Annotated in this window: 24 protein-coding genes; 20 read left to right on the top strand and 4 right to left on the bottom strand. The window is 69.0% G+C overall.

Features of this window, described 5'->3' with window-relative positions; all coding sequences use genetic code 11:
- Nucleotides 1-307, bottom strand: a 307-nt coding sequence (locus ACT6S0_RS03830) for a CHASE2 domain-containing protein (protein WP_444762596.1), incomplete at its 3' end; no start/stop codon positions are given.
- Nucleotides 308-317: 10 nt separating this feature from the next.
- Nucleotides 318-1,937: a FecR domain-containing protein gene (locus tag ACT6S0_RS03825; protein ID WP_444762595.1), complete on the bottom strand. Its 1,620-nt coding sequence runs from the start codon at nt 1,935-1,937 to the stop codon at nt 318-320.
- 101 nt (nt 1,938-2,038) lie between these two features.
- On the opposite strand from ACT6S0_RS03825, the gene ACT6S0_RS03820 reads away from it, so the two are divergent.
- The gene (locus tag ACT6S0_RS03820; protein WP_444762594.1) at nt 2,039-2,191 is read left to right on the top strand and encodes a hypothetical protein; all 153 of its coding nucleotides are present in this window, start codon (nt 2,039-2,041) and stop codon (nt 2,189-2,191) included.
- Here ACT6S0_RS03820 and ACT6S0_RS03815 read toward each other — a convergent pair.
- A complete protein-coding gene (locus ACT6S0_RS03815) occupies nt 2,177-2,872 on the bottom strand; it encodes a TetR/AcrR family transcriptional regulator (protein ID WP_444762593.1) in 696 nt (231 codons plus the stop codon). The genes ACT6S0_RS03820 and ACT6S0_RS03815 overlap by 15 nt on opposite strands.
- Nucleotides 2,873-3,022: 150 nt before the next feature.
- Between ACT6S0_RS03815 and ACT6S0_RS03810 the strand changes: the two genes are divergently transcribed.
- The 19 genes from ACT6S0_RS03810 (at nt 3,023) to ACT6S0_RS03720 (ending at nt 22,219) form a co-directional block, all read left to right on the top strand.
- On the top strand, nt 3,023-4,630 hold the full coding sequence (locus tag ACT6S0_RS03810; RefSeq protein WP_444762592.1) for a carboxyl transferase domain-containing protein: 1,608 nt from the start codon (nt 3,023-3,025) through the stop codon (nt 4,628-4,630).
- 5 nt (nt 4,631-4,635) lie between these two features.
- Nucleotides 4,636-5,166: a GNAT family N-acetyltransferase gene (locus tag ACT6S0_RS03805; protein ID WP_444762591.1), complete on the top strand. Its 531-nt coding sequence runs from the start codon at nt 4,636-4,638 to the stop codon at nt 5,164-5,166.
- Nucleotides 5,167-5,225: 59 nt separating this feature from the next.
- Entirely contained in the window at nt 5,226-5,543 is a 318-nt protein-coding gene (locus ACT6S0_RS03800) for a type II toxin-antitoxin system VapB family antitoxin (RefSeq protein ID WP_444762590.1), read from the top strand.
- A complete protein-coding gene (vapC, locus tag ACT6S0_RS03795) occupies nt 5,530-5,940 on the top strand; it encodes a type II toxin-antitoxin system VapC family toxin (protein WP_444762589.1) in 411 nt (136 codons plus the stop codon). The genes ACT6S0_RS03800 and vapC overlap by 14 nt, the downstream gene beginning before the upstream one ends.
- A 4-nt stretch (nt 5,941-5,944) precedes the next feature.
- Complete coding sequence (locus tag ACT6S0_RS03790; RefSeq protein ID WP_444762588.1) at nt 5,945-6,727, top strand: enoyl-CoA hydratase/isomerase family protein; 783 nt, start codon at nt 5,945-5,947, stop codon at nt 6,725-6,727.
- A gap of 4 nt (nt 6,728-6,731) precedes the next feature.
- Entirely contained in the window at nt 6,732-7,232 is a 501-nt protein-coding gene (locus ACT6S0_RS03785; protein ID WP_444762587.1) for a hypothetical protein, read from the top strand.
- Nucleotides 7,229-7,843 carry a DUF4126 domain-containing protein gene (locus ACT6S0_RS03780; RefSeq protein WP_444762586.1) on the top strand — a complete coding sequence of 205 codons (615 nt, stop codon included), beginning with the start codon at nt 7,229-7,231 and terminating at the stop codon, nt 7,841-7,843. Before ACT6S0_RS03785 ends, ACT6S0_RS03780 begins: the two co-directional genes overlap by 4 nt.
- On the top strand, nt 7,840-9,123 hold the full coding sequence (gene bioA, locus ACT6S0_RS03775) for an adenosylmethionine--8-amino-7-oxononanoate transaminase (RefSeq protein ID WP_444762585.1): 1,284 nt from the start codon (nt 7,840-7,842) through the stop codon (nt 9,121-9,123). Before ACT6S0_RS03780 ends, bioA begins: the two co-directional genes overlap by 4 nt.
- Nucleotides 9,110-10,354 (top strand): 8-amino-7-oxononanoate synthase, encoded by a 1,245-nt coding sequence (locus ACT6S0_RS03770; RefSeq protein WP_444762584.1) that lies wholly within the window; start codon nt 9,110-9,112, stop codon nt 10,352-10,354. Before bioA ends, ACT6S0_RS03770 begins: the two co-directional genes overlap by 14 nt.
- Nucleotides 10,344-11,510, top strand: coding sequence for an AAA family ATPase (locus ACT6S0_RS03765; protein WP_444762583.1), 1,167 nt, complete (start codon nt 10,344-10,346; stop codon nt 11,508-11,510). Before ACT6S0_RS03770 ends, ACT6S0_RS03765 begins: the two co-directional genes overlap by 11 nt.
- Nucleotides 11,507-12,103, top strand: a complete 597-nt coding sequence (locus ACT6S0_RS03760) for a hypothetical protein (RefSeq protein WP_444762582.1) — start codon at nt 11,507-11,509, stop codon at nt 12,101-12,103. Before ACT6S0_RS03765 ends, ACT6S0_RS03760 begins: the two co-directional genes overlap by 4 nt.
- A complete protein-coding gene (gene bioD, locus ACT6S0_RS03755; RefSeq protein WP_444762581.1) occupies nt 12,100-12,780 on the top strand; it encodes a dethiobiotin synthase in 681 nt (226 codons plus the stop codon). The genes ACT6S0_RS03760 and bioD overlap by 4 nt, the downstream gene beginning before the upstream one ends.
- Nucleotides 12,777-13,820 carry a biotin synthase BioB gene (bioB, locus tag ACT6S0_RS03750; protein ID WP_444762580.1) on the top strand — a complete coding sequence of 348 codons (1,044 nt, stop codon included), beginning with the start codon at nt 12,777-12,779 and terminating at the stop codon, nt 13,818-13,820. The genes bioD and bioB overlap by 4 nt, the downstream gene beginning before the upstream one ends.
- A gap of 92 nt (nt 13,821-13,912) precedes the next feature.
- Nucleotides 13,913-15,895: an ATP-binding protein gene (locus ACT6S0_RS03745; protein WP_444762579.1), complete on the top strand. Its 1,983-nt coding sequence runs from the start codon at nt 13,913-13,915 to the stop codon at nt 15,893-15,895.
- Between the two features lie 2 nt (nt 15,896-15,897).
- Nucleotides 15,898-16,806 carry a hydroxymethylglutaryl-CoA lyase gene (locus ACT6S0_RS03740; protein ID WP_444762578.1) on the top strand — a complete coding sequence of 303 codons (909 nt, stop codon included), beginning with the start codon at nt 15,898-15,900 and terminating at the stop codon, nt 16,804-16,806.
- Nucleotides 16,807-16,976: 170 nt separating this feature from the next.
- Nucleotides 16,977-18,104, top strand: a complete 1,128-nt coding sequence (locus tag ACT6S0_RS03735; protein WP_444762577.1) for an HD-GYP domain-containing protein — start codon at nt 16,977-16,979, stop codon at nt 18,102-18,104.
- 263 nt (nt 18,105-18,367) lie between these two features.
- Nucleotides 18,368-18,841 carry a YciI family protein gene (locus ACT6S0_RS03730; protein WP_444762576.1) on the top strand — a complete coding sequence of 158 codons (474 nt, stop codon included), beginning with the start codon at nt 18,368-18,370 and terminating at the stop codon, nt 18,839-18,841.
- A 52-nt stretch (nt 18,842-18,893) separates the two neighbouring features.
- Nucleotides 18,894-20,606: an Hsp70 family protein gene (locus ACT6S0_RS03725; RefSeq protein WP_444762575.1), complete on the top strand. Its 1,713-nt coding sequence runs from the start codon at nt 18,894-18,896 to the stop codon at nt 20,604-20,606.
- Nucleotides 20,607-20,611: 5 nt separating this feature from the next.
- Complete coding sequence (locus ACT6S0_RS03720) at nt 20,612-22,219, top strand: hypothetical protein (RefSeq protein ID WP_444762574.1); 1,608 nt, start codon at nt 20,612-20,614, stop codon at nt 22,217-22,219.
- 7 nt (nt 22,220-22,226) lie between these two features.
- Here the strand turns inward: ACT6S0_RS03720 and ACT6S0_RS03715 are convergent, their stop codons facing one another.
- Nucleotides 22,227-23,444 (bottom strand): 6-phosphofructokinase, encoded by a 1,218-nt coding sequence (locus ACT6S0_RS03715; RefSeq protein WP_444762573.1) that lies wholly within the window; start codon nt 23,442-23,444, stop codon nt 22,227-22,229.
- Between the last annotated feature and the right edge of the window lie 28 nt (nt 23,445-23,472).

The following is a 23,472-nucleotide window of genomic DNA, read 5'->3' as shown; positions in this document are numbered from 1 at the left end:
CGCGCGGGCCGGCCAGCACGATGTCGACGACGACGAGGCGGGCGCCGGCCCGGCCCAGGTAGTCCAGCATCAGCGCATAGACGTCGCGCGAGTACGGCCACTCGCCCAGCGGCTGGCGCAGTGCGCGCAGCGAAGCGTCGTCGATGTCGACGATGACGCTGCTGGCCACGGCCGGCGGCGCTGGCGCCGCGGCGCGCAGCAACAGGTCGCCGATGGCGCGGTCGATGCGCGCCTGCGCGCCCGTCAGGGCCAGCAGTGCCCACAGCAGCAATGCGCCAGGCAGGGCGAGCCAGGGCCAGCGTTTCAAGGCCAGGGTTTCAAAGCAGCGGGACGAGCAGCAGCGGCAGCAGCCACAGCCAGCGCGGATAAGGTATCTCGATCATCTGCGTCTGCCCCCAGGGGCTGGCCGCGCCGGCCGCGTTGAAGGCGCGCGCGCGCAGGAAGTATTGTCCCGGTGAGGGCTTGGGCAGCGTCACCTCGGGCTTGTCGGTGGCGATGCGCTGCATGTCGGCGCCGTCGAAGGTGTCGGCCTTGGCCCACTCCAGCTCGTAGCGCACGACGCCCGCGTCGGCGCGCCAGCGCAGCTTGAGCTGGTCGCCGCTGACCTCCGGCTCGGCGCGCGGCGGGGCCGGCGGCGGCGGCCTCAGCTCGAACGTCTGCGTGTCGCTGAAGGGGCCGGCGCGGCCGCCGGCTTCGACGGCAGCGATGCGCCAGTGGTACAGCCCGTCCGGCAGCCTGGCCTCGTAGGTCGCTGCGTCGAGGGGGGGCGGCTGCAAGACCAGGTCCTTGAAGCCGGCATCGCGGGCGATCTGCAGCCGCGCAGCGGGCGCTGCGGCGTTGCGTGTCCAGGCCAGGCCCAGACTGCCCGTGTAGCCGACGGTGCCGACGGCGGGCGCCTGGATGAAGGGCGGCTCGGGGCGGGCCAGCAGGCGGATGTGGGCGTCGGCCGCCGCACCTTCCTGGCCGCGCGCGTCGACGGCGCGCACGCGCAGTGTGTAGTCGCCGTCGGGCAGATCGCGCGCCTCGGGCCAGGTCACTGCCGGTTCGCCCACGCTCGCGTCCAGCAGCAGGCGGTCGAAGTCGCCGCGCGGATACAGCTGGGCACGCCAGGTGACCGCGCCGGTCGGCCCGCCGACCCAGCTCAGGTAGAGCGGCAGCCGCTCCGCAACGCCGACCAGGCCGGCCAGGTCGGGCGCAGCGAGCAGCGGCGCGACGCTGCGCGCCGGCCCCTCTGCCAGCAGCCCCTGGCCGGCCGCCACGGCGGTGCCGAGGCCATCGGCCTGCACGGCGCCAGACAGCACCTGCATGCGGCTTTGCGCCCCCGCCGTCTGGACGCGAAACTCGGTGCCCCGCACGCCCAGGTTGACATGCGGCGTGCGCACGTCATAGAGCGGCACGCGCTGGGCATTGGGCGCCACGCGGCTGTCCGCCCCACCCTGCTGCACGCCGATGCGCACCTGGGGAAGAGCGCCACGGCCGAGCACCAGCAGTTGCTCCAGCGTGACGTCGCTCGCGGGCGGAATCAGCAGCCGCGAGCCGTCGGCAAAGCGCAGGCTGGCGCTGGACTGGGCGCCGGTGCGGATGCGGTCGCCGCCCTGCAGCGTGCTGCCTGCCGCCAGCGCCTCGGTCGCCGTACCGCGCTGGCGCACCACCTGGCCGCGCACGAACACGGCTTCGGCGACGCTCGCCTCGCGCCGCAGCCAGGCCACGGGCATGCGCAACGTGGCGCCGGGCATCAAGCGCAGCGGGTCGGACACGCGGTTGAGCTTCTGCAGGTCGCGCCAGCCCCGGGGCGGCGCCAGCCAGGCTTCGGTCAGCGTGATCAGCGTGTCACCCGGCTGGATGCGGTAGCGCCAGTCGGCGTCGGCGCTTTCGACCTGCGCCTGTGCGCCGGCACAACCCAGCAGCCACAGGCCCATGGCGAGCCAGACTCTCATCGCTTGCATCGACGCCTCCCCTTCCCTTGCAGGATGGCGAATACTAGCCACGCCGGACGAGACCGAACACCGGGGAGCGCGCCATGGTGAGGATTTGGAGCTTGGCCCTGCAGTCCGAGCACGGCTGGCAGGCCCTGCAGGACGGCGGCCTGCGCCAGCTGCTGGAGCTGCTGGCCTCATCGGCGGGCGCCATGGCGGCTTGGCTGCTGTTCAAGGTCTGCGAGACGGTGCTGCTGCAGTCACTCACTCGCTGACAGCGCCTGCTGCAGCTGGCCGCGCAAGCGGCGCAGCTTGTGCAGTTCCTGGTCTGGCGCCTGCAGGGCCGGCCACAGCAGCGCGACGAGGTCGCGCGCGCTGGCCTCGACGTCGAGCTGACGGCCGGTGATGACGACCTCCCACAGCATGTGCTCCATCGGCCCGAAGACGAGCGAGCGCAGCAGGCGCAGCGGAATGTCGCGTCGCACTTCCCCGGCGTCCTGGCCGCGCGCCAGCAGGTCCATCAGCGGCGCGGTGTAGCGGCGCTGCAGCGCGACGAAGCCTTCACCGAGATCCTGGCCTTTCGTGCGCCCCTCCGACAGCACCAGCGCGCACAGGCCCGTGCCCTGGATCAGGAACAGGCGCAGATGCGTCAGCACGACGAACTCCAGCTGTTCGCGCACGCCAGCCTGGCGCGGCAGGCCGGCCTGGATGGCATCGATGATCTCGTCGTACCAGTCCTGGATGACGCGCATGCACAGCTCGCGCTTGCCACGGAAGTAGGTGAAGACGGTGGCCTCGGAGATGCCCAGGCGCTGCGCGATCTCGGTCGTCGTCGCGCGCTCGTAGCCGCGCTCGGCGAAGACCTCGCGGCCGACCCGCAGGATGTCGCGCACGCGCTGCTCGGCCTTCGGGCCGGACGGGGACCTGCGCTGGGGTACGGTGGCGACGCTGCTCATCGGGGTCGCATTCTGCGCAATTGTTGAGGATCACTCAAGTCGCGATTGCATCCGTGTTCGCCCTGGACTATTCTGGCGCCCCTCACGCGGCTCACGAGGCCGCAAACGATCAAGTTGAGCCCCGCTTAGTGCGGGCTCGCGGGAGACTCCATGCCGGTCCTGAACACGCAGATCAACCCCCGCTCGGCCGACTTCAAGGCCAATGCGGACGCGATGCGCGGCCTCATCGACGACCTGAACGCCAAGCTCGCTCAGATCGCCCAGGGCGGCGGCGATGCCGCGCGCGCCAAGCACACCGCCCGCGGCAAGCTGCTGCCGCGCGACCGCGTGGAGATGCTGCTCGACCCCGGCACGCCCTTCCTCGAACTGGCGCCGCTGGCCGGCCTGAACCTGTATGACAACGCCGCGCCGGGTGGCGGCGTGGTGGCCGGCATCGGCCGCGTGTCGGGTGTGGAGTGCGTCATCGTCTGCAACGACGCGACGGTCAAGGGCGGCACCTACTACCCCATCACCGTCAAGAAGCATCTGCGTGCCCAGGAAGTCGCCGCGCAGAACCGCCTGCCCTGCATCTACCTGGTGGACAGTGGCGGCGCCAACCTGCCCAACCAGGACGAGGTCTTCCCCGACCGCGACCACTTCGGCCGCATCTTCTTCAACCAGGCCAACCTGAGCGCCGCGGGCATCCCGCAGATCGCCGTCGTCATGGGCTCGTGCACGGCCGGCGGCGCCTATGTGCCGGCGATGAGCGACGAGACCATCATCGTCAAGAACCAGGGCACCATCTTCCTGGGCGGTCCGCCGCTGGTGAAGGCCGCCACCGGCGAGGTCGTGACCGCCGAAGACCTGGGCGGTGGCGACGTGCACACGCGGCTGTCGGGCGTGGCCGACCACCTGGCCAACAACGACACGCATGCGCTGGCGATTGCGCGGCAGTCGGTGGCGCGGCTGAACTGGACCAAGGCGAATCCGTTGGCGATGCGGGAGCCCAAGGCACCGGCCCACGACCCCGCCGAGTTGCACGGCGTGATCCCGGTCGACACGCGCAAGCCCTTCGACATCCGCGAGGTCATCGCCCGCATCGTCGACGGCTCGGAGTTCGACGAGTTCAAGGCCCGCTACGGCGCCACGCTGGTCTGCGGCTTTGCCCACATCGAGGGCATGCCGGTGGGCATCGTCGCCAACAACGGCATCCTGTTCGCCGAGAGCGCCAACAAGGGCGCCCACTTCATCGAGCTGTGCTGCCAGCGCAAGATTCCGCTGGTGTTTCTGCAGAACATCACCGGCTTCATGGTCGGGCGCAAGTACGAGAACGACGGCATCGCCCGCGCCGGCGCCAAGATGGTGACGGCCGTGGCCTGCGCCGCTGTTCCCAAGTTCACCGTCATCATTGGCGGCAGCTTCGGCGCCGGCAACTACGGCATGTGCGGCCGCGCCTACAGCCCGCGCTTCCTGTGGATGTGGCCCAACGCGCGCATCTCCGTGATGGGCGGCGAGCAGGCGGCCAGCGTGCTGTCCACCATTCGCCGCGATGCCATCGAGGCCAAGGGTGGTGCGTGGAGCGCCGACGAAGAGGAAGCCTTCAAGGCGCCGCTGCGCCAGCAGTACGAGGACCAGGGCCACCCGTACTACGCCTCGGCGCGACTGTGGGACGACGGCGTCATCGACCCGGCCGACACGCGCCGCGTGCTGGCGCTGGGGCTGAGCGCCGCGTTGAACGCGCCGATTCCGCAGACGAAGTTCGGCGTGTTCCGCATGTGACGACCATGGTCGCGATCCGCACGCTTCAGGCCGACGACTGCCTGACCGAACTGACCGCGCTGCTGCACGCCGCATACGCCAGCCTCGCCGCCCAGGGCTGGAACTTCACGGCCGTCGACCAGGGCGTGGACGTCACGCGTGAACGACTGGCCGGCGCACAGGGCTTCGTCGCCCAGTTGGAGGGCCGATTGGTCGGCACGGTCGCCGTGCGCGGCCCCAAGCCCACCGGCGAGGCCTACATCGCCGACCCACCGCCGCCGCTGTACACGACACCGGGCACGGCCATCCTGTCGCAGCTGGCCGTGCACCCCGACTGCCGCGGGCAAGGCGTCGGCGAGCTGCTGCTGGACGCCGCCGAGGCCTGGGCCCGCGAGCAGGGCTTTGCGCAGCTGGCGCTGGACACCGCCGAACCCGCCGTCGCGCTGCGCCGCCGCTACGAGCGGCGCGGCTACACGACGGTGGGCGGCGTGCAGTGGAAGGGCAAGACATATGGGTCAGTGCTGATGTGCAAGCCCATCTCCCGCCACCTCGCGTGACGTCAACACCCGCTCATTGATACACTCCACGTGCATCAATGTTCAACTTTATACACATCATGCGCACCAACATTGACATCGATGACGAGCTGATGAGCGCGGCGATGGCTGCCGGCCCTTACAAGACCAAGAAGGAAGCCGTCGAAGCCGGGCTGGCCCTGCTGAAACGACAGGCCGCCTACCGCGAGATCCTGAAATGGAAAGGCAAGCTGCAGTGGGGGTGGGACGAGCACGAGCAGCGTCTGGACGGCCAGCCCAACATGGTCCGTGCGGCTGAGCCCGAGACGGCCTATCGAGCCAAGCCCGCCGCCCCCAAGACAGCGGCCAAGACGGCGGCCAAGACGGCAGCCAAGGTCAAGAGCCATGGTCGTCGTTGACAGCGGCGTCTGGATCGATCTGTTCAACGGCCGCGAGAACGGCGCCACTGCCGCACTCGCACGCCTGCTGGAGGACGGCCAGACGCGGCTCGTGCTGCCCGACCTGGTGCTGTTCGAGGTGTTGCGCGGCTTCCGCGCGGAGAGCGACCTGCGCATTGCGCGTTCGCTGTTCGCCGGCCTGCCGACCGAGGCCACCGGTGGCGCCGACTTGGCACACAGCGCGGCCGACCAATACCGCCAGCTGCGCCGCCTGGGCCTGACGATCCGCAGTGGCATCGACTGCCTGATCGCCACCTTCTGCATCGAGCGTGGCTTTGCGCTGCTGCACCGCGACCGCGACTACGACGCCTATGTCGACCACCTCGGCCTGCAAGCCTGGCCCCACCTTGCCCACTGACGCCATGAATGCCCTGCACATCGCCATCACAGGCCACACCGCCCGCGTCACACTGAACCGCCCCGAGGTGCGCAACGCTTTCAACGAAGGCCTGATCGCCGAGCTGACCGGCACCTTCAACGCTTTGGGCGCACGCGACGATCTGCGCGCCATCGTGCTGGCCGCCGGAGGCAAGGCTTTCTGCGCCGGCGCCGACCTGAACTGGATGAAGGCCATGGCCGGCTACAGCTGGGACGAGAACCACGCCGACGCCAGCAAGCTGGCCGACATGCTGTGGGCGATCTACAGCTGCCCGGTGCCGGTCATCGCGCGCGTGCAAGGCGATGTGTATGCGGGCGGCGTGGGCCTGGTGGCCTGCGCCGACATCGTCGTGGCCGTGGACACGGCGGGCTTTTGCCTCAGCGAGGCCAAGCTCGGGTTGCTGCCCGCCACCATCGGGCCCTATGTCGTCAAGGCGCTGGGCGAGCAGGCGTCGCGGCGCTACTTCGTCACAGCGGAGCGGTTCTCGGCAGCCGAAGCGAAGGCGCTCGGCCTGGTGCATGAGGTCGTCACGGCCGACGCGTTGGACGCCAAGGTCGACGAACTCGTCACGGCCATCACCGCCAACGGTCCCGCCGCCGTGCGCGCCTGCAAGCAGCTCGTCAAGGACGTGGCCAGTCGCGAGATCACGCCCGAGCTGCGCGACGACACGGCGCGGCGCATCGCCGACATCCGCGCCAGCGCCGAAGGGCGTGAGGGTGTGCAGAGCTTCCTGACCAAGAGCAAGCCGTCCTGGCTGACGAGCTGACCCCATGGCCATCCTCAGCTACAGCTTCTCGCTGACGGCGCCGCGCCCGCAGCCCGCGCAATGGCAGTCACATGCCTACTCGGAGTTCCTGCTCGACCTGGCCCCCAAGTGGCGTCAGGTCGCGACCGACGACGACAACACGCTGAACTTCCAGTCCGACGAAGACGGCGCGGTGATCATCATCTCGGTCGACTTCTTCGACATCCCGGAAGACCGGGCCCAGGCGCTGGCCGAGCAATGCGTCGACAGCCGCATCGAGGCCATCCGGGCGGCCAGCGAGGCGCCCTTGCAAGTGCTGCTGCGGGACATCAAGCCGCGCACCGGCGGCGGCGGGTTGGAGATGTCCTTCGCCGCTCACGCCGAGGGCGAGCATGTGCACCTCTACCTGGGCTATGTCACCGCACGCAAGGTGCTGAACTTCTCGATGGTCTGTCAACCCGGCAGGCACGAGGCCGCAGTGCTGTTCAACGCGACCGTGCCGGGCTTTCGCCCACGCCTGCCATGACGAATATCGACGCCGTCCAGCTCATCGCCCTGGCCGCCGCCCTCGGCTGGGCCAGCGGCCTGCGCCTGTATCTGACGGTTCTGCTCGTCGGCATGGCGGGGTACTGGGGCTGGGTCGCGCTGCCGCCGGGGCTGCAGGTGCTGGCCTCGCCGCTGGTGATGGGCTGCGCGGCCGCCATGACGCTGGTGGAGTTCCTGGCCGACAAGATCCCCTTCGTCGACAGCGCCTGGGATGCGCTGCACACGCTGATCCGCATCCCCGCCGGCGCGGCGCTGGTGGCGGGGCTCTTCAGCGGCTCGGCCGGCGACCCGGGCCAGGCGTGGTCCGTCGTCGCTGCGCTGGCCGGCGGCGGGCTGGCAGCCGTGGCGCACGCGGCCAAGGCCAGCACGCGCGCGGCGGCCAACACGTCGCCCGAGCCCTTCTCCAACCTCGGCCTGTCGCTGATGGGCGACGTGGCCGTGCCGACGATGCTGTGGCTGGCCTGGGCGCATCCCTTCGTCTTCTTCCCGGTCCTGGCGACGACGCTGGCCGTCATGGCCGTGCTGACCTGGTTCTGCTTCAAGTTCTTGCGCGCTCTTGTGCGCCGTGTGCGCCGCCCTTCCCCCGCATGACGACCTCCCTCCAAGACCGCAGCCGCGCCGCCGTCTGGCACCCCTGCACGCAGATGGCTCGCTTGGGCCAAGTGCCGCCGCTGCCCATCGCGCGCGGCGACGGCCCCTGGCTGTTCGGCACCGACGGCCGGCGCTACTTCGACGCCAACTCGTCCTGGTGGGTCAACCTGTTCGGCCACAGCGACCAGGCCCTGCACGATGCCATCAAGCAGCAGCTCGACACGCTGCCCCACGTGATGCTGGCCGGCTGCACGCACGAGCCCGCCGTGCGCCTGGCCGAGCGCCTGTCCGCGCGCACAGACGGCAAGCTGGGCCACACGTTCTTCGGCAGCGATGGGGCCAGCGCCGTCGAGATCGCGCTGAAGCAGAGCTTCCATTCGTGGAAGAACCGGGGCCGGGCGGACAAGCGCGAGTTCGTCTGCCTGAAGAACAGCTATCACGGCGAGACGCTGGGAGCGCTGAGCGTGACCGACGTGCAGGTCTTCCGCGACGCGTACGACCCGCTTTTGATGCGCGCCCACATCGTCGCGTCGCCGGACTCAAGGCTGGGCAACGAAGCCGAGGCGCTGGCCGCGATGCGCGCGCTGTTGAGCAAACGCCATGACCACATCGCCGCCGTCATCGTCGAGCCTTTGATCCAGGGCGCGGCCGGCATGGTCATGTACGCGCCGGCCTATCTGAAAGGCCTGCGCGAGCTGACGCGGGAGTTTGGCGTGCACCTGATCGCCGACGAGATCGCCGTCGGCTGCGGTCGCACCGGCACCTTCTTCGCCTGGGAGCAAACAGGCGCCGAATGGCCCGACTTCATCCTGCTCAGCAAAGGCATCACCGGCGGCACGCTGCCGCTGTCGCTGGTGCTGACGACCGACGACGTCTTCGCCGCCTTCTGGAGCGAGGACGTCACGCGTGGTTTCCTGCATTCGCACTCCTACACCGGCAACCCGCTGGCCTGCGCGGCAGCCAATGCGGTGCTGGACCGCTTCGACGCCGGCCAGCTCGACGCCAACCGCATGCAGGCCGAGCGGCTGACCCGCGCCTTCGCGCCGCTGGCCTCGCGAGTCACCCACCTGCGCCAGCGCGGCATGATCCTGGCTTTCGACGTGCCCGACGCCCCGCCGCGCTTCGCCGAACGCTTCCACCTCGCTGCGCGCGAACACGAACTGCTGATCCGCCCGATCGGATCGACCGTTTACCTGATGCCCCCTTACCTGATCGACGACGCGACCGCGGCCTTCCTGGCCGGGGCCGTGACGGCGACATTGAACGATGTCCTTGCTTGATCACCTGAGCGCCAAGCTCAATGCCCTCGCCGCGCAGAGCCTGACGCGCTCGCTGCGCCGCGCCGACAACGGCACCGCCCCGCGCCAGACCATCAACGGCCGGCCGCTGCTGATGTTCTGCTCCAACGACTACCTGGGCCTGGCCGCCGAGCCTGCGATTGCCGACGCAATTGCGGAAGGCGCGCGCCTGTGGGGCGGCGGCTCCGGGGCGTCGCCGCTCGTCAGCGGCCACAGCGCCGCGCACGAGGCCGTCACGGACACGCTCGCGCGCTGGTACGCGCCGCACATCCCGCAGGCCCGGGCGATCAGCTTCTGCACGGGCTACATGGCCAACCTGGCCGTCGTCACCGCATTGGGCGACGAGCACACCGAGATCTTCTCGGAGCAGCTCAACCACGCCTCGCTGATCGACGCCGCGCGGCTGGCCAAGGCCAAGGTCACGCGCTACGGCCACGCGGACGTGGCTGGCCTGCGCAGGCTGCTGGTGGCCAGCGCGGCCAAGGTCAAGCTCATCGTCACGGATGCCGTCTTCAGCATGGACGGCGACCTCGCGCCGCTGCCCGGCCTGCTGGCGCTGGCCGAGGAATTCGACGCCTGGCTGATCGTCGACGACGCGCACGGCTTTGGCGTGCTGGGCGGGCGCGGGCGCGGCTCGCTGGAGCACTTCGGTTTGAACAGCGAACGCCTCGTCCTCGTCGGCACGCTGGGCAAGGCCGCCGGCCTGTCGGGTGCCTTCGTCGCGGCGCACGCCACCATCGTCGACTACCTGCTGCAGTCGGCGCGCAACTTCATCTTCTCCACCGCGTCGCCGCCGGCCATCGAGCATGCGCTGCTGACCAGCTTCGAGCTGATCGAAGGCCCGCTGGGCGCCGCACGCCGCGCCAACCTCGTCGCGCTGCAGGCCCGGCTGCGCGACGGCCTGCTGGCGCTGATCGACCGCCACCCGCGCCTGGGTTGGACGCTGACCGACGCCGCCACGCCCATCCAGCCGCTGATCGTCGGCGGCAATGCCGAGGTCATGGCCCTCGCTGCCGCGCTGGAGGCCGCCGGCCTGCGCGTGCCCGGCATCCGCCCGCCGACGGTCGCGGCCGGCACGGCGCGGCTGCGCATCACGCTGTGCGGCACGCATACTGCAGACGATGTTGATGCGCTGTTGGACGCATTGGAAGCGGCGGCCTCCGCCCGGCCGACAGCAGCGCACGACTCAAAGGAGACCTCTCTTGCTGATTAAGCGCATGCAGTTGAAGAACTGGCTGAACTTCCGCAATGTGGATGTTCCGCTTGGCCCTCGTACGACGCTGATCGGCGCGAACGCCTCGGGCAAGTCGAATTTCATGGAAGTCTTTCGCTTCCTGCGCACCGTCGCGCAGAAGGAAGGCGGCGGGCTGCAGCAAGCAGTCAAGGATCGCAACGGGCTGGCCAAGCTGCGCAGCCTGCACGCGCGGAGCGACCCCAAGCTCAAGATCGATGTTGAGTTGCTGGATGAGACGACAACCCCGCCGACACGCTGGCGCTACGTCCTTGTGCTTCGCAGTGAGGGCAAGGGCCAACAACGTGTCATGGTGGCGGAAGAGCGTGTCGAACGCGACGGCCGCGCGGTGTTCACACCCCGCCCAGGGCCAGACGATCTGAGCGACCCGGAACGCTTGACCCAAACCCATCTGGAGCAGATCAACCTCAACAAGGAGTTCCGCGTCATCGCCGACTTCTTTGCGGCCACGACCTATCTGCACCTCGTTCCCCAGTTACTGAAGCACGGGGACGCGATTGCCTCGCGGGCGATGGAGAACGATCCTTTCGGACAGGGGCTGCTACAACGCATTGCGGCAACTCCCAAACGAGTCCGCGACGCGCGCATCAAGCGCATCAAAGACGCGCTGTCGCAGGCAGTCCCTCTCTTCTCCGACTTGCGGTTCGAGCAGGATTTGGTCTCCGGGCGCTGGCACCTTGAAGCCAACTTCAAACACTGGCGGATCAACGGCGCTTGGCAGAGGGAAGACCAGTTCTCCGACGGCACGCTTCGCTTGATCGGGCTGCTGTGGGCCTTGCAAGACGGTGAGGGCCTTCTCTTGCTCGAAGAACCTGAGTTGTCGTTGAACAGCGAGATCGTTCGCCACATCCCGTTGCTCGTGGACAGGGTGCTCCGTGACCGCAAGAAAGGCAGCGTCGTGCGCCAGGTCCTGACCAGCACGCACAGCGATTCGCTACTGGCTGAGATCGACGACCCCAGCCATGTGCTGCTGATCGAACCCGGCCCCAACGGATCAGAGATCAGACCACCATCTGCGACCGAACTCGACGCGATGAGGCATGGGCTGAATGCCGCCGAAGTGCTTCTGCCCAAGACGCGCACGAATACCCTGGACAGCTTTGGCCTGACGGCATGAGCTCCCTCGTGCTCGTTGGCGAAGACGACCTTTGTTGCGCCTTGGGCGAGCAATTGATCGAGCAAACGCTTCCGGGTTGGACGTTGGCCATTGCGCCGATCAACAAGCGCGGCGTGACCAAGCTGAAGGCCGATCTCACTCGCTACATGCAGCAAGCGTTGCATGTGCAGCCGGTGCTTTGCGTTGCAGATACCGACGGCGCCTGCCCGGTCACAGTCCGTCAGGAATGGCTGTTGCAGCCCGTCCCGCAACTTTTCCTACTTCGCCTGGCGGTGAAGGAGTCGGAAGCCTGGGCGATGGCTGATCGGTCAGCATTCGCAAGCGCGCTAGGCGTCTCTGTAGCCAGCGTGCCTCGAGACCCGGAGACCCTCCCTGACGCCAAGCGAGAAGTTTTGCGCTTGGCGGCTAGATCGACCAAGCGCCGCGTTAAAGAAGAAATGCTCTCCCTGCAAGACGTCAGCAAGCCCGGCACGGGCTACAACAAGCACTTGTGCGCCTTCGTTCGGCAAGGGTGGCGCGCCGCAGTCGCTCGCGAGGCATCAGCCAGCTTGAACCGGGCCATCCTTGCCCTCGAACAGCTCCGAGCGGCATGAACGGCTTCTTCATCACCGGCACCGACACCGAGATCGGCAAGACTTTTATTACCGCCGCGCTGACCCGGGCACTGTCTGCGCGCGGCCTGCGCGTCGCACCGATCAAATCGCTGGCGGCCGGCCAGGAATTCGTCGACGGCCACTGGGTCAACGAGGACGTCGCCACGCTGCTGGCCGCGCAGGACCTCGGCCTGATCGACGCCGAGGTGGGCCCGCTGCAGTTCCGCGAGCCCTGCGCGCCGCACATCGCCGCGCGGCTGGAGGGCCGCAGCATCGAGCGCGAGCCGCTGCTGGCTGCCATCCGGGCGACGGCGGCCAAGGCAGAGATTGCGCTGGTCGAGGGCGTTGGCGGCTTTTGCGTGCCGCTGGACGACTCGTGGGACACCGCCGACCTGGCCGTCGACCTGGGGTTGCCCGTCATCCTCGTCGTGGGCCTGCGCCTGGGCTGCATCAACCATGCGCTGCTGACGGCCGAGGCCATCCGCGCGCGGGGCCTGACGCTCGCCGCCTGGGTTGCCAACACCGTCGACCCGCACCAGCCGCATGTCGCCGACAATCTCGCCTCGCTCCAGGCCGGCCTGAAGGCAGCCTGCCTCGGCCACCTGCCTCGACTTTCCGACCCGCTGGCCGCGCCCGCCTGTCTAGACATCTCAGCCCTGCTGACCGAACACGCATGAACCAGATCCAGACCCTCACCCCCACCACCGACGCCGACCGCCGCCAGGCCAAGCCCTGGACGGTGAACGAGATCGCGGCGCTGTTCGAGCTGCCCTTCAACGACCTGCTGTTCCGCGCGCAGACCGTGCACCGCGAGCACTTCGATGCCAACGCGGTGCAGCTGTCCACGCTGCTGTCCATCAAGACCGGTGGCTGCGAGGAGGACTGCGCCTACTGCCCGCAGTCGGCCCACTTCGACACAGGGCTGAAGGCCGAGAAGCTGATCCCGCTGCAAGAGGTGATGGAAGCCGCCCGCGCGGCCAAGCAGAACGGCGCGACGCGTTTCTGCATGGGCGCCGCCTGGCGCTCGCCCAAGCCCCGCCACCTCGAAGCCATCGGCGAGATGATTTCTGAAGTGAAGGCGCTGGGCCTGGAGACCTGCCTGACCGCCGGCATGCTGGAAGACGGCCAGGCCGAGCAGCTGAAGAGCGCCGGCCTGGACTACTACAACCACAATCTCGACACCGCGCCGGAGTTCTACGGCCAGATCATCACGACGCGCACGTATCAAGACCGCCTGGACACGCTGGAGCGCGTGCGCCAGCAAGGCCTGAAGGTCTGCAGCGGCGGCATCGTCGGCATGGGCGAGACGCGCCGCCAGCGCGCCGGCCTGATCGCCCAGCTCGCCAACCTCGACCCCTACCCCGAGAGCGTGCCCATCAACAACCTCGTGCAGGTCGAAGGCACGCCGCTGGCCGGCGTGGCGCCGCTGGACCCGCTGGAGTTCATCCGCACGATTGCGGTGGCCCGCATCACCATGCCGCGCGCCATGGTGCGCCTGTCCGCCGGCCGCGAGGAGATGCCCGAGACCATGCAGGCACTGTGCTTCCTGGCCGGCGCCAACTCGATGTTCTACGGCGACAAGCTGCTGACGACGAGCAACCCGCAGGCCGAGAAGGACCGCGCGCTGCTGGAGCGGCTGGGCATGCGCTGCTCGACCGAGGCCGAGCTGACGCCGTCGGACGCGGCGGCCAAGGTCGAGGTGTGCCGAGCGCACTGACTAGCCTGCCAAGAACACGCGTCGCGTCGACCACACGTCGACGCCGCACCCGATCCTGAATCCACAAGAAGACGGCTGAGGAGATAAAAGAGATGTTCAAGAAGGTCCTGATCGCCAATCGAGGTGAGATCGCTTGCCGAGTGGCCGCCACGGCCAAGCGCCTCGGTGTGCAGACCGTCGCGGTCTATTCCGACGCCGACCGCGACGCGCAGCATGTGCAGGCCTGCGACGAAGCCGTCCACATCGGCGGCCCCGCGCCGCGCGATTCCTATCTGCAGTGGCAGCGCATCCTCGCCGCTGCTCAGGCGACCGGCGCGCAGGCGGTGCACCCCGGCTACGGCTTCCTCAGCGAGAACGAGGCCTTTGCACAGGCCTGTGCCGACGCCGGCCTTGTCTTCATCGGCCCGCCGCCACCGGCCATCCTGGCCATGGGCTTGAAGGCGGAGTCCAAGCGCTTGATGGAGGCCGCGGGCGTGCCGCTGGTGCCTGGCTATCACGGCGCCGATCAGGACCCTGCCTTGCTGAAGAAGGAGGCGGACCGCATCGGCTACCCCGTGCTCATCAAGGCCAGTGCCGGTGGCGGCGGCAAGGGCATGCGCGCCGTCTACAGCGCCGACGAGTTCGACGCCGCGCTGGCCTCCTGCAAGCGCGAAGCCATCAACAGCTTTGGCGACGACGCGGTGCTGATCGAGCGCTATGTGCAAAAGCCCCGCCACATCGAGATCCAGGTGTTCGGTGACGCGCACGGTGACTGCGTCTACCTGTTCGAGCGCGACTGCTCGGTGCAGCGCCGCCACCAGAAGGTGCTGGAGGAAGCACCCGCACCGGGCATGACGCCGGAGCGTCGCGCGCAGATGGGCGAGGCCGCCGTCGCCGCCGCCAAGGCGGTCGGTTATGTCGGCGCCGGCACGGTCGAGTTCATTGCCGAGCAGGACGGCCGCTTCTACTTCATGGAGATGAACACGCGGCTGCAGGTCGAACACCCCGTGACGGAAGCGATCACCGGGCAGGACCTGGTCGAGTGGCAACTGCGCGTCGCCTCGGGCGAGCCGCTGCCGCTGAAGCAACACGAACTGCGCATGCTCGGCCATGCCATCGAGGCCCGCATCTGCGCCGAGAACCCGGACGGCGGCTTTCTGCCCGCCACCGGCACGCTCGACGTGGCGCGCTGGCCCGCCCATGTGGCTTTCGAACGGGGTACCACCCGGATTGACGCCGGTGTACGCGAGGGCGACGCCATCAGCCCGTTCTACGACTCGATGATCGCCAAGCTCATCGTCTGGGGCGAGGACCGCGCCCAGGCGCTGGCCCGACTGGACGCAGCCCTGCGCGACACCCACATCGTCGGCCTGCACACCAACGTCGCCTTCCTGCGCCGCTGTGCGGCCACGGCCTCGTTCTCGAACGCCGACCTCGACACCGGCCTGATCGAGCGCGAGAAGGCCGTGCTGTTCGACCAGCCTGGCCTGCCGCTGCGCGTCGGCGCGGCGGCCGTCGTCGCCCACACGCTGGCCGTGGAAGGTGCAACGCAAGGCTCGGACCCATGGAGCGCCCGCGACGGCTTCCGCCTGTTCGGCTCCGCCACGCGGCGCTTCGATCTCGCGCAAGGCGACGCGCACCACGAGGTGCTGCTGACCCGTCACCACCGCGGCGGCATGACGCTGACCGTCGAAGGCGAAGCCATCGAGTTCGCCGTGCAGTCGCAGGATGCCGAGACGCACGAACTCTTCCTCGGCAGTGAGCGCCTGCGCGTGAGGACCTATGCCCAGGGCGAACGCGTCGCCGTCTTCGGCGCCGACGGCTCGGCCGTGCTGACCGAAGTCGATCTCATCGCCCACGCCGGCGATGCACCGAGCGAAGGTGGCCGCCTGACCGCGCCCATGCCCGGCAAGCTCGTCGCCTTCCTCGCCCAGGCCGGCGACACCGTCACCAGGGGCCAGCCGCTGGCCGTCATGGAGGCAATGAAGATGGAGCACACCATCTCGTCCCCATGCGACGGCAAGGTCGCCGAGCTGCTGTTCGCCGTGGGCGACCAGGTGGGCGACGGGGCGGAACTTCTCAAGCTGGAAGCCTGACCATGGCCCTGCCCTCGCACGTCAGGATCCTCGATGTGGGCCCGCGCGACGGGCTGCAGAACGAGAAGGAGAACGTCTCCACGGAGCACAAGGCGCGGCTCGTGGCGATGCTGCAGGACGCGGGGCTCAAGGAGATCGAGGTCACCAGCTTCGTGTCGCCGAAATGGGTGCCGCAGATGGGCGACAACACGGCCTTGATGGCGGCCATCAAGCGCAGGCCCGCTGTGCGCTATTCGGTCCTCGTACCCAACCTGAAAGGCCTGGAGCCGGCGCTGGCGAGCAAGCCGGACGAAATCCTCGTCTTCACCGCCGCCAGCGAGGCCTTCACGCAGAAGAACATCAACTGCTCCATCGCCGAGAGCCTGGCGCGATTCGCGCCGGTCATCGAGGGCGCGCATGCGGCGGGTGTGAAGGTACGTGCGGCCTTGTCCTGCTCGCTCGGCTGCCCCTACGAGGGCGCCATCACTGCCGACCAAGTCGAGCGCGTCGTCAAGCCCCTGCGTGAACTCGGCGTGGACGCCATCGACATCGCCGACACCATCGGCGTCGGCACGCCGCGCAAGGTGCAGGCGGCGTTGGAACGAGCGCTGAAGCACTTCCCTCTCGCCGAGGTGTCGGGGCATTTCCACGACACCTATGGTCAGGCACTGAGCAATGTCTACGCCAGCATGGAGTTGGGGCTGCACAGTTTCCATGCCAGCGTGGCCGGCCTGGGCGGCTGCCCCTATGCCAAGGGCGCAACGGGCAATGTCGCGACGGAGGACGTGGTATTCCTGCTCAACGGCCTTGGCATCGAAACCGGCATCGACCTCGACAAGCTCGTGGAAGCCGGCGCCTTCATCTCGAACGTGCTGGGCCGCCCGCCCGTGTCGCGTGTGGCGCGGGCGCTGCTGGCCAAGCACGCGGGGTAGTCGCCGCGAAACGTTTACACCGGGCCTCGCGTGTCGCTTGTCACGGACGGCCGGGCTGAAAACTTACACAGAGCCTACGCGGGCCGGCTGTAATCCACCCCGTCATAAAAACAAGGACGTTGGGTTGGCCGGGGCGCATTGGAGACGATGCGGGCCACTCACGGTAGGCCATGAACTTTCAGCCACTGAGTCTGCACAAGACACGCTTTCTGCCGGGCAAGCCCACGCCGTTCGGCATCTTCGATGTCGGCGGGCGCCTGCTACTGGCGCGCGGCCATCAGTTCGACAGCGTGGAGCAGCTCGACAAGCTCATCGAGCGGGAAGCGACGGTGGACGTCCGAGAACTCGACGACCCGGCGCGCAAGATCGCCAAGGCGCGGCGCGACCAGTTGCCGGCGTACTGGGACGAAAGCATGGGCGAAGTGGGTCGGTTGTTGCGCGCCAGCCCGTCGAGCGATTTCACGCAGTCGCTGGACCATGCCTGCCGCCCGCTGCTGGCCCTGATCGAGCGCGATCCCGACCTGGCCATCCTGCAGGCGGTACGCACCGAGGCCGTTGACGGCGGCCCGATCTCGTATGCCGGCCGCCATGCGGTGCACACAGCCACCGCGGCCTGCCTGGCGGCCACCCGGCTCGGCTGGTCTGTCTTGCAGAGGCAATGCGTGCTGCGCACGGCGCTGACGATGAACATCTCGATGGCGGAGCTGCAGAACAAGCTGGTGACGCAGGTGTCGCCGGTCACGCCGATGCAGCGCGCCGAGATCCAGTCCCACCCCGAGCGCAGCGCAGCCATGCTGGAGATGGCCGGGGTGTCCGACGCCGACTGGCTGGAGGCCGTGCGCCAGCATCATGAGGAGCATGACGGCAGCGGCTACCCACGCCGTCCGGCAACGGTCAACGAGGTGGCGCAGCTGGTGCACAGCGCCGACTGCTTCACTGCCAAGCTCAGCCCGCGCCTGAAGCGCCCGCCCATGCTGGCCGACGCCGCGGCGCGGCTGCAATACCAATGCGCCAAGGGCGACGCCCTGACTGCAGCCCTCATCAAGGAATTCGGCCTCTACCCGCCGGGCTGCACGGTGCGCCTGAAGTCGGGCGAGGTGGGCATGGTGATGCGTCGCGGCGAGAGCGCGAGCACACCGCTGGTGGCCGTGTTGACGGACCGAGCAGGCAACCTGCGGCTCGAGCCCGCACGGCGTGACACCGCCAGGCCGGAGTTCGGCATCGCGGCCGTGGTGCCGCCGGCCGGGTTGAAGGTGCGGGTCGGCCTCGAAAAGCTCATCCAGGCCGTGCCGGACTGAGCCCCCAAACGCCACGGCCACTGCCCGCTGGCGTCGGGCAGCGCCAACACGCAGAGCCTCATGCTCCGTGCCGTCGGCCACCATGGCGACCTGGACCGTGACGCCGAAGGCGCAACCCTATCCGGCGATGGCCTTGCGCCCATGGCCGCAGTGCAGCGCCGTGGACAGGTGCGGCCAGCCGTGGGGGCGGGTTTCATCGCGGTCACCGGGAAGCAGGGGCGCGGTTCAATGCTCGCCATCCAGCCGCCCATGCCGCCATCACCATGAAAACCATCGGTTCCGCCAAGCATCTCGCCACCACCGCCCTCGCCCTGTGCTGCGCCTTGTCCACGCAGGCCCAGGAGCCCCCCGCCACCTACGACGCCGCCAAGGCCCAGGCCTGGGGCGCCAACGATCAGGGCCTGCGGCCCTACACCTTCGTGCTGCTCAAGACCGGCCCCAAGCCCATGGCCGCCGGCCCGGCGCGCGACGAGATGTTCAAGGGCCATTTCGCCAATATGAACCGCCTGGCCAAGGAGGGCCTGCTGGTGTACGCGGGCCCGCTGGACGGCAAGGACGGCCTGCGCGGCCTGTTCATCCTCGCGACCGCCGACATGGAGGCCGCACGCAAGGCCGTGGACACCGACCCCGTCATCGTCAACGGCGAGATGGTGGCCGAGCTGCACCGCCACTTCGGATCGGCGGCGCTGCTGGCGGTCAATGAGTGGCATCCCAAGCTGGTCAAGCCCAAGCCGTGAGCAGCACCCGGACCGGCTAAGCTGCGCCCCGTCTTCACGGGAGGCTTATCCAATGATCCTGGGCATCGACCTGGGCACCACGCACAGCGCGGCGGCCGTGTTTCGCGACGGCGCGCCGGTGCTGATCCCCAATGCCCACGGGGACTGTCTGACACCGTCTGCCGTCGCGCTGGACGAGCAAGGCCACACGCTGGTGGGCCTGGCTGCCCGCGAGCGCGCCGGCCTGCATGCCGAGTCCACCGCGCTGGCCTTCAAGCGCTGGATGGGCAGCGACAAGCGCATCACCCTGCGCACCGGCCCGCATGTGAAGGAGATGCGCGCCGAGGAGCTGTCGGCGCTGGTGCTGCAGACGATCAAGGCCGACGCCGAGGCCTTCCTCGGCGAGCCGGTCACCGAGGCCGTCATCACCGTACCGGCCTACTTCAACGAGGCCCAGCGCCGCGCCACGCGCACGGCCGGCGAGATCGCCGGGCTCAAGGTCGAGCGCCTGCTCAACGAACCCACCGCCGCCGGCCTGGCCTATGGCCTGCAGGAGCGGCCCGAGCACAGCAGCTTCCTCGTCTTCGACCTGGGCGGCGGCACGTTTGATGTGTCGGTGCTGGAATATTTCGACGGCGTCGTCGAGGTGCGCGCCAGCGCCGGTGACACGCGGCTGGGTGGCGAGGATTTCAGCCGCGCCATCGCGCAGCTGTTCGCCAAGCATTGCGACACCCTGACCGCCGAAGAGCGCCAGGCCTGGTTCGAGGGCGAGACCTGGTGGCGCCTGGCCGAGCAGGCCAAGCGCGACCTCGGCGAGCGCGACAGCGTGGAGATCACCACCGTCTGGCGCGAACGCACGCTGGCCGCCACGCTGAGCCGCGCCGACTTCGAGGCCGCGTCGCAAGAGTTGCTGCAGCGCCTGCGTCGCCCCATCGAGCGCGCGCTGGCCGACGCCCAGCTCGACACCGCCGGCCTGGCCGAGGTCATCCTCGTCGGCGGCGCAACGCGCATGCCCATGGTGCAAAAGCTCGTCACGCGCCTGTTCCAGCGCCTGCCGCTGCGCAAGCTGGACCCCGACCTCGCCATCGTGATGGGTGCGGCCGTGCAGGCCGGCCTGAAGGCGCGCGACGCGGCGCTGGACGATGTCGTGCTGACCGACGTCATGCCCTATTCGCTGGGCATCGTCGCGGCCAGCACGGTCGGCGACCGCTTGGTCAACGACCGCTTCTCGCCCATCATCGAGCGCAACACGCCGGTGCCGGTGTCGCGCGTGGAGCGCTATCACACGCTGGCCGACCAGCAAAAACTCATCCTCGTGGACGTGCGCCAGGGCGAATCGCCGGTGGGCTCGGAGAACCTGTCGCTGGGCAAGCTGGAGATCCCGACCGCCCCGGCGCCGGCGGGTGAAGCCGGCGTAGAGGTGCGCTTCACCTACGACGCCAACGGCCTGCTGGAAGTCGAGGCCCACGAGCTGCCGGGCGGCAAGCGCCACGAGCTGCTGATCGAGAGCCAGGGCGCGCGCCTGAGCGCCAACGAGATCGCCGCCACGCGCGAGCGGCTGCAGACGCTCAAGCGCCACCCGCGCGAGGACCAGGACAACCGCTACCAGATCGAGCGCGCCAAGCGCCTGTTCGAGGACCGCCTGGGCAATGACCGCGCAATGCTGCAGGACTGGCTCAGCGCATTCGAGGCCGCCATGCAGAGCCAGGACCCCCGCGCCATCCGCAGCGCGCGCCAGCAGTTCAAGGAACAGCTGGACAGCATCGACAACAGCTTCAAGTTCTGACCGCCATGTGGGAACAAGACTGGGCCCTGCTGGGGCTGGCGCCGACGACCGAGCTGGCGGCGATCAAGAAGGCCTATGCGCTGAAGCTGCGCGTCACACGGCCTGACGACGATGCCGAGGCCTATCAGGCGCTGCGTGGGGCCTACGAGCGGGTGCAGCAGTGGCTGAAGTGGCAGCAGCAGGAGGCGGCAAGCCAGGTTAGCGAGGAGGCGGTCGCAGCGCCGCTGTTGTCCGAACCGAAGGTCGAACCGGCGGCCGCGCCGGTCGTGGCGATCGAACCGCTGCCCCTGCCGGAGCATGTCGTCCAGCCCCAGCACCTCATCGACGAGCTGACGCAGCGCTGGCGCCACACAGGCGAGGCCGCCCTGCTGCACCAATGGTCGGCGGTGCAGCGCGAGCTGGGCCAGCAGCCCCTCAGCCGCCACGTCGAGTTCTCGGCAGCGTTCGCGCAATGGGCGCTGGGCACGCCGGCGCTGCCGGACGATTTTCTGAAAGCGCTCAACAGCCACTTCGGCTGGCTGGACGACTTCCGCACCGAGCGCCAGCTCGGCACGCCGCTTGCGGAGGCCTTGCACGAGACGCTCGACGCGCGCGTGCGGCCGCTCGTGCTGGAGCCGGCCCTACAGGCGCTGGCCGCGCCGCTGCTGGGGCTTGACGCGTTGCGCAGGCAAGGCGGCACTTGGTGGCTCCGGCAATTGATCGGCTTGCTGCTGCAGCCCTCGCTCGCGCACGGCCACAAAGAGCTGGGCGACGAGCGGCTGCGCCGCATCGGCCTGGACGCCGACGCGCAGCAGGGGCTGAAGGAGGCCGCTATGCATGGCGCCTGGCTTCGCGTCGGCCTTGCCACGCTCGCCTGCATGGTGGTGGCCGTCCAGACGGTCAACGACGCCTTCATCGGCATCGGCTACGGGCTGACTTGGCTCCTGTCCACGGGCGCCATCATGTTGTTTGGCGGGTTCGCCGGCACGCTGATGTTGATCCCGGCGGCCCTACTTCCTGCACTGGCCCGGTGGCGCCGCCACGGCCAGCACCAGCCCGCCCTCGCGTTGGTCTGGCTGCTGTTTGCGGCCTGGCTGTGCTACCTAGCCGCAGCGCCAGATGCCAGCCCCGGTAGCGGGGCGCTGTCGCTGCTGCCGCCCTGGGCCTACGGCTACGCTGCGGCGGGCTTCGCGGTGGCCGGCCTGCTGCTGGCCTGGCCCGACAACGCTGAACATGCGTGGGTGACGGGCGGCCTAGCGCCGTTGATCGGCTGGCTGGCCGTGGCGGCACTGGGCACGTGGCTGCCGATGTGGAGCTGCCTGCTGATCGGCGCGGCCTGGATGCTGGCCGCTGGGGCAGTGCATGAAGCGCGGCTGCCGCTGCCGGCCGCCAACCCCCTGCGCTGGTTGCTGCGGCCGATGCTGAACAGCCTGACGCTCATGGATCGCTGGGGCTTTACCACCGCGCTGATGCCGGTCGCCGCGTGCGTCGCCTGGGCAGTATTTGCCCGCGGCGAGGTGGACGGGACGCGCATCTTCCTCGTCTGGGTGCTGAGCATCCTGGCGGTGGGCTGGCTACAGTTCAAGGCAGACGCATGGTGCCTGCGCCTGATGCAGGCCATCGCCCCCCGCTGAGCGGCGCTCAGCCCTTGTTCAACACCTTGGCCACCGGGTTCGGCCTCAACCTGAACGCATCCGGCATGCCCGAGCCCAGCAGCGGGCGCAGGTAGAGGCGGAAGGCGTCGGTCACGTCGGTGCCGCTGTCGGTGATGAAGTGGTCCTCCATCGTGCGCGTCTTGCCGGCCACGTCGGTGAGCGGCAGCAGCGCGTAGTCGACCGAGTAGTAGCCGACACGCTTGATGGCCACCGAGCCGTCGCGGTCGCCGTGGAAGGCGTATTGAACGGCCTTCTCGCCGACCTCCCTAGCCTCGCGCTGGTCCACGTCGCTCACGCAGCCGAGGAAGCTGCGCTGCAGATAGCCGAAGGTGTCGCCGCGCACGCGCTTGATGCCGAGCTTGCCCTTGATCTCCTCGCACAGCAGGTCGGCCAGCGCGCCGGTGCCGCTGAGCTGCGCATTGCCATGCGCGTCGCGCTCCAGGTCGCCCGCCAGCTTGGACAGCATCGGCGTGCCGCTCGCGTCGTGGATGCCCTCGCTGACGGCAATGACGCAGCGGCCATAGCGCTCGTGGGTGGCCTTGACGTCGCGCAGGAATTGCTCGTTGTCGAAAGCGCGTTCCGGCAGGTAGATGAGATGCGGGCCATCGTCGTCGAACTTCTTGCCGAGTGCCGCCGCCGCCGTCAGGAAGCCGGCATGGCGGCCCATGACGACGCCGACGTAGATGCCCGGCAGGGAGGCGTTGTCGAGGTTGGCGCCGGCAAAGGCCTGGGCGACGAAGCGCGCGGCGGAGGCGTAGCCGGGCGTGTGGTCGTTGCCGACCAGGTCGTTGTCGATGGTCTTGGGAATGTGGATGCAGCGCAGCGGGTAGCCGGCCCCCTGCGCCTCTTCCGACACGATACGCACGGTGTCCGACGAGTCGTTGCCCCCGATGTAGAAGAAATGCGTGATGCCATGCGCCTGCAGCACCTCAAAAATCTCGTGGCAGTAGGCGGCATCGGGCTTGTCGCGCGTCGACCCCAACGCCGACGACGGCGTGTTGGCCACCAGCTCCAGGTTGTGGCTGGTCTCCTGCGTCAGGTCGACGAAGTCCTCGTTGACGATGCCGAGCACACCATGGCGCGCGCCGTAGACCTTGCCGACGCCGGCCTGCCGACGCGCTTCGAGCACGACGCCGACCAGGCTCTGGTTGATGACGGCGGTGGGGCCGCCGCCCTGGGCGACGAGGATCTTGGCGAGACTCATGGACGCTCCTGGCTGTCGTCAATCGACG

The sequence above is a fragment of the Roseateles sp. genome, assembly GCF_052436255.1.
Taxonomy (GTDB): Bacteria; Pseudomonadota; Gammaproteobacteria; order Burkholderiales; family Burkholderiaceae_C; genus Pelomonas.
The sequence above is the reverse complement of the archived record's forward strand: the minus strand, read 5'-3'. Positions and strand labels throughout refer to the sequence as shown.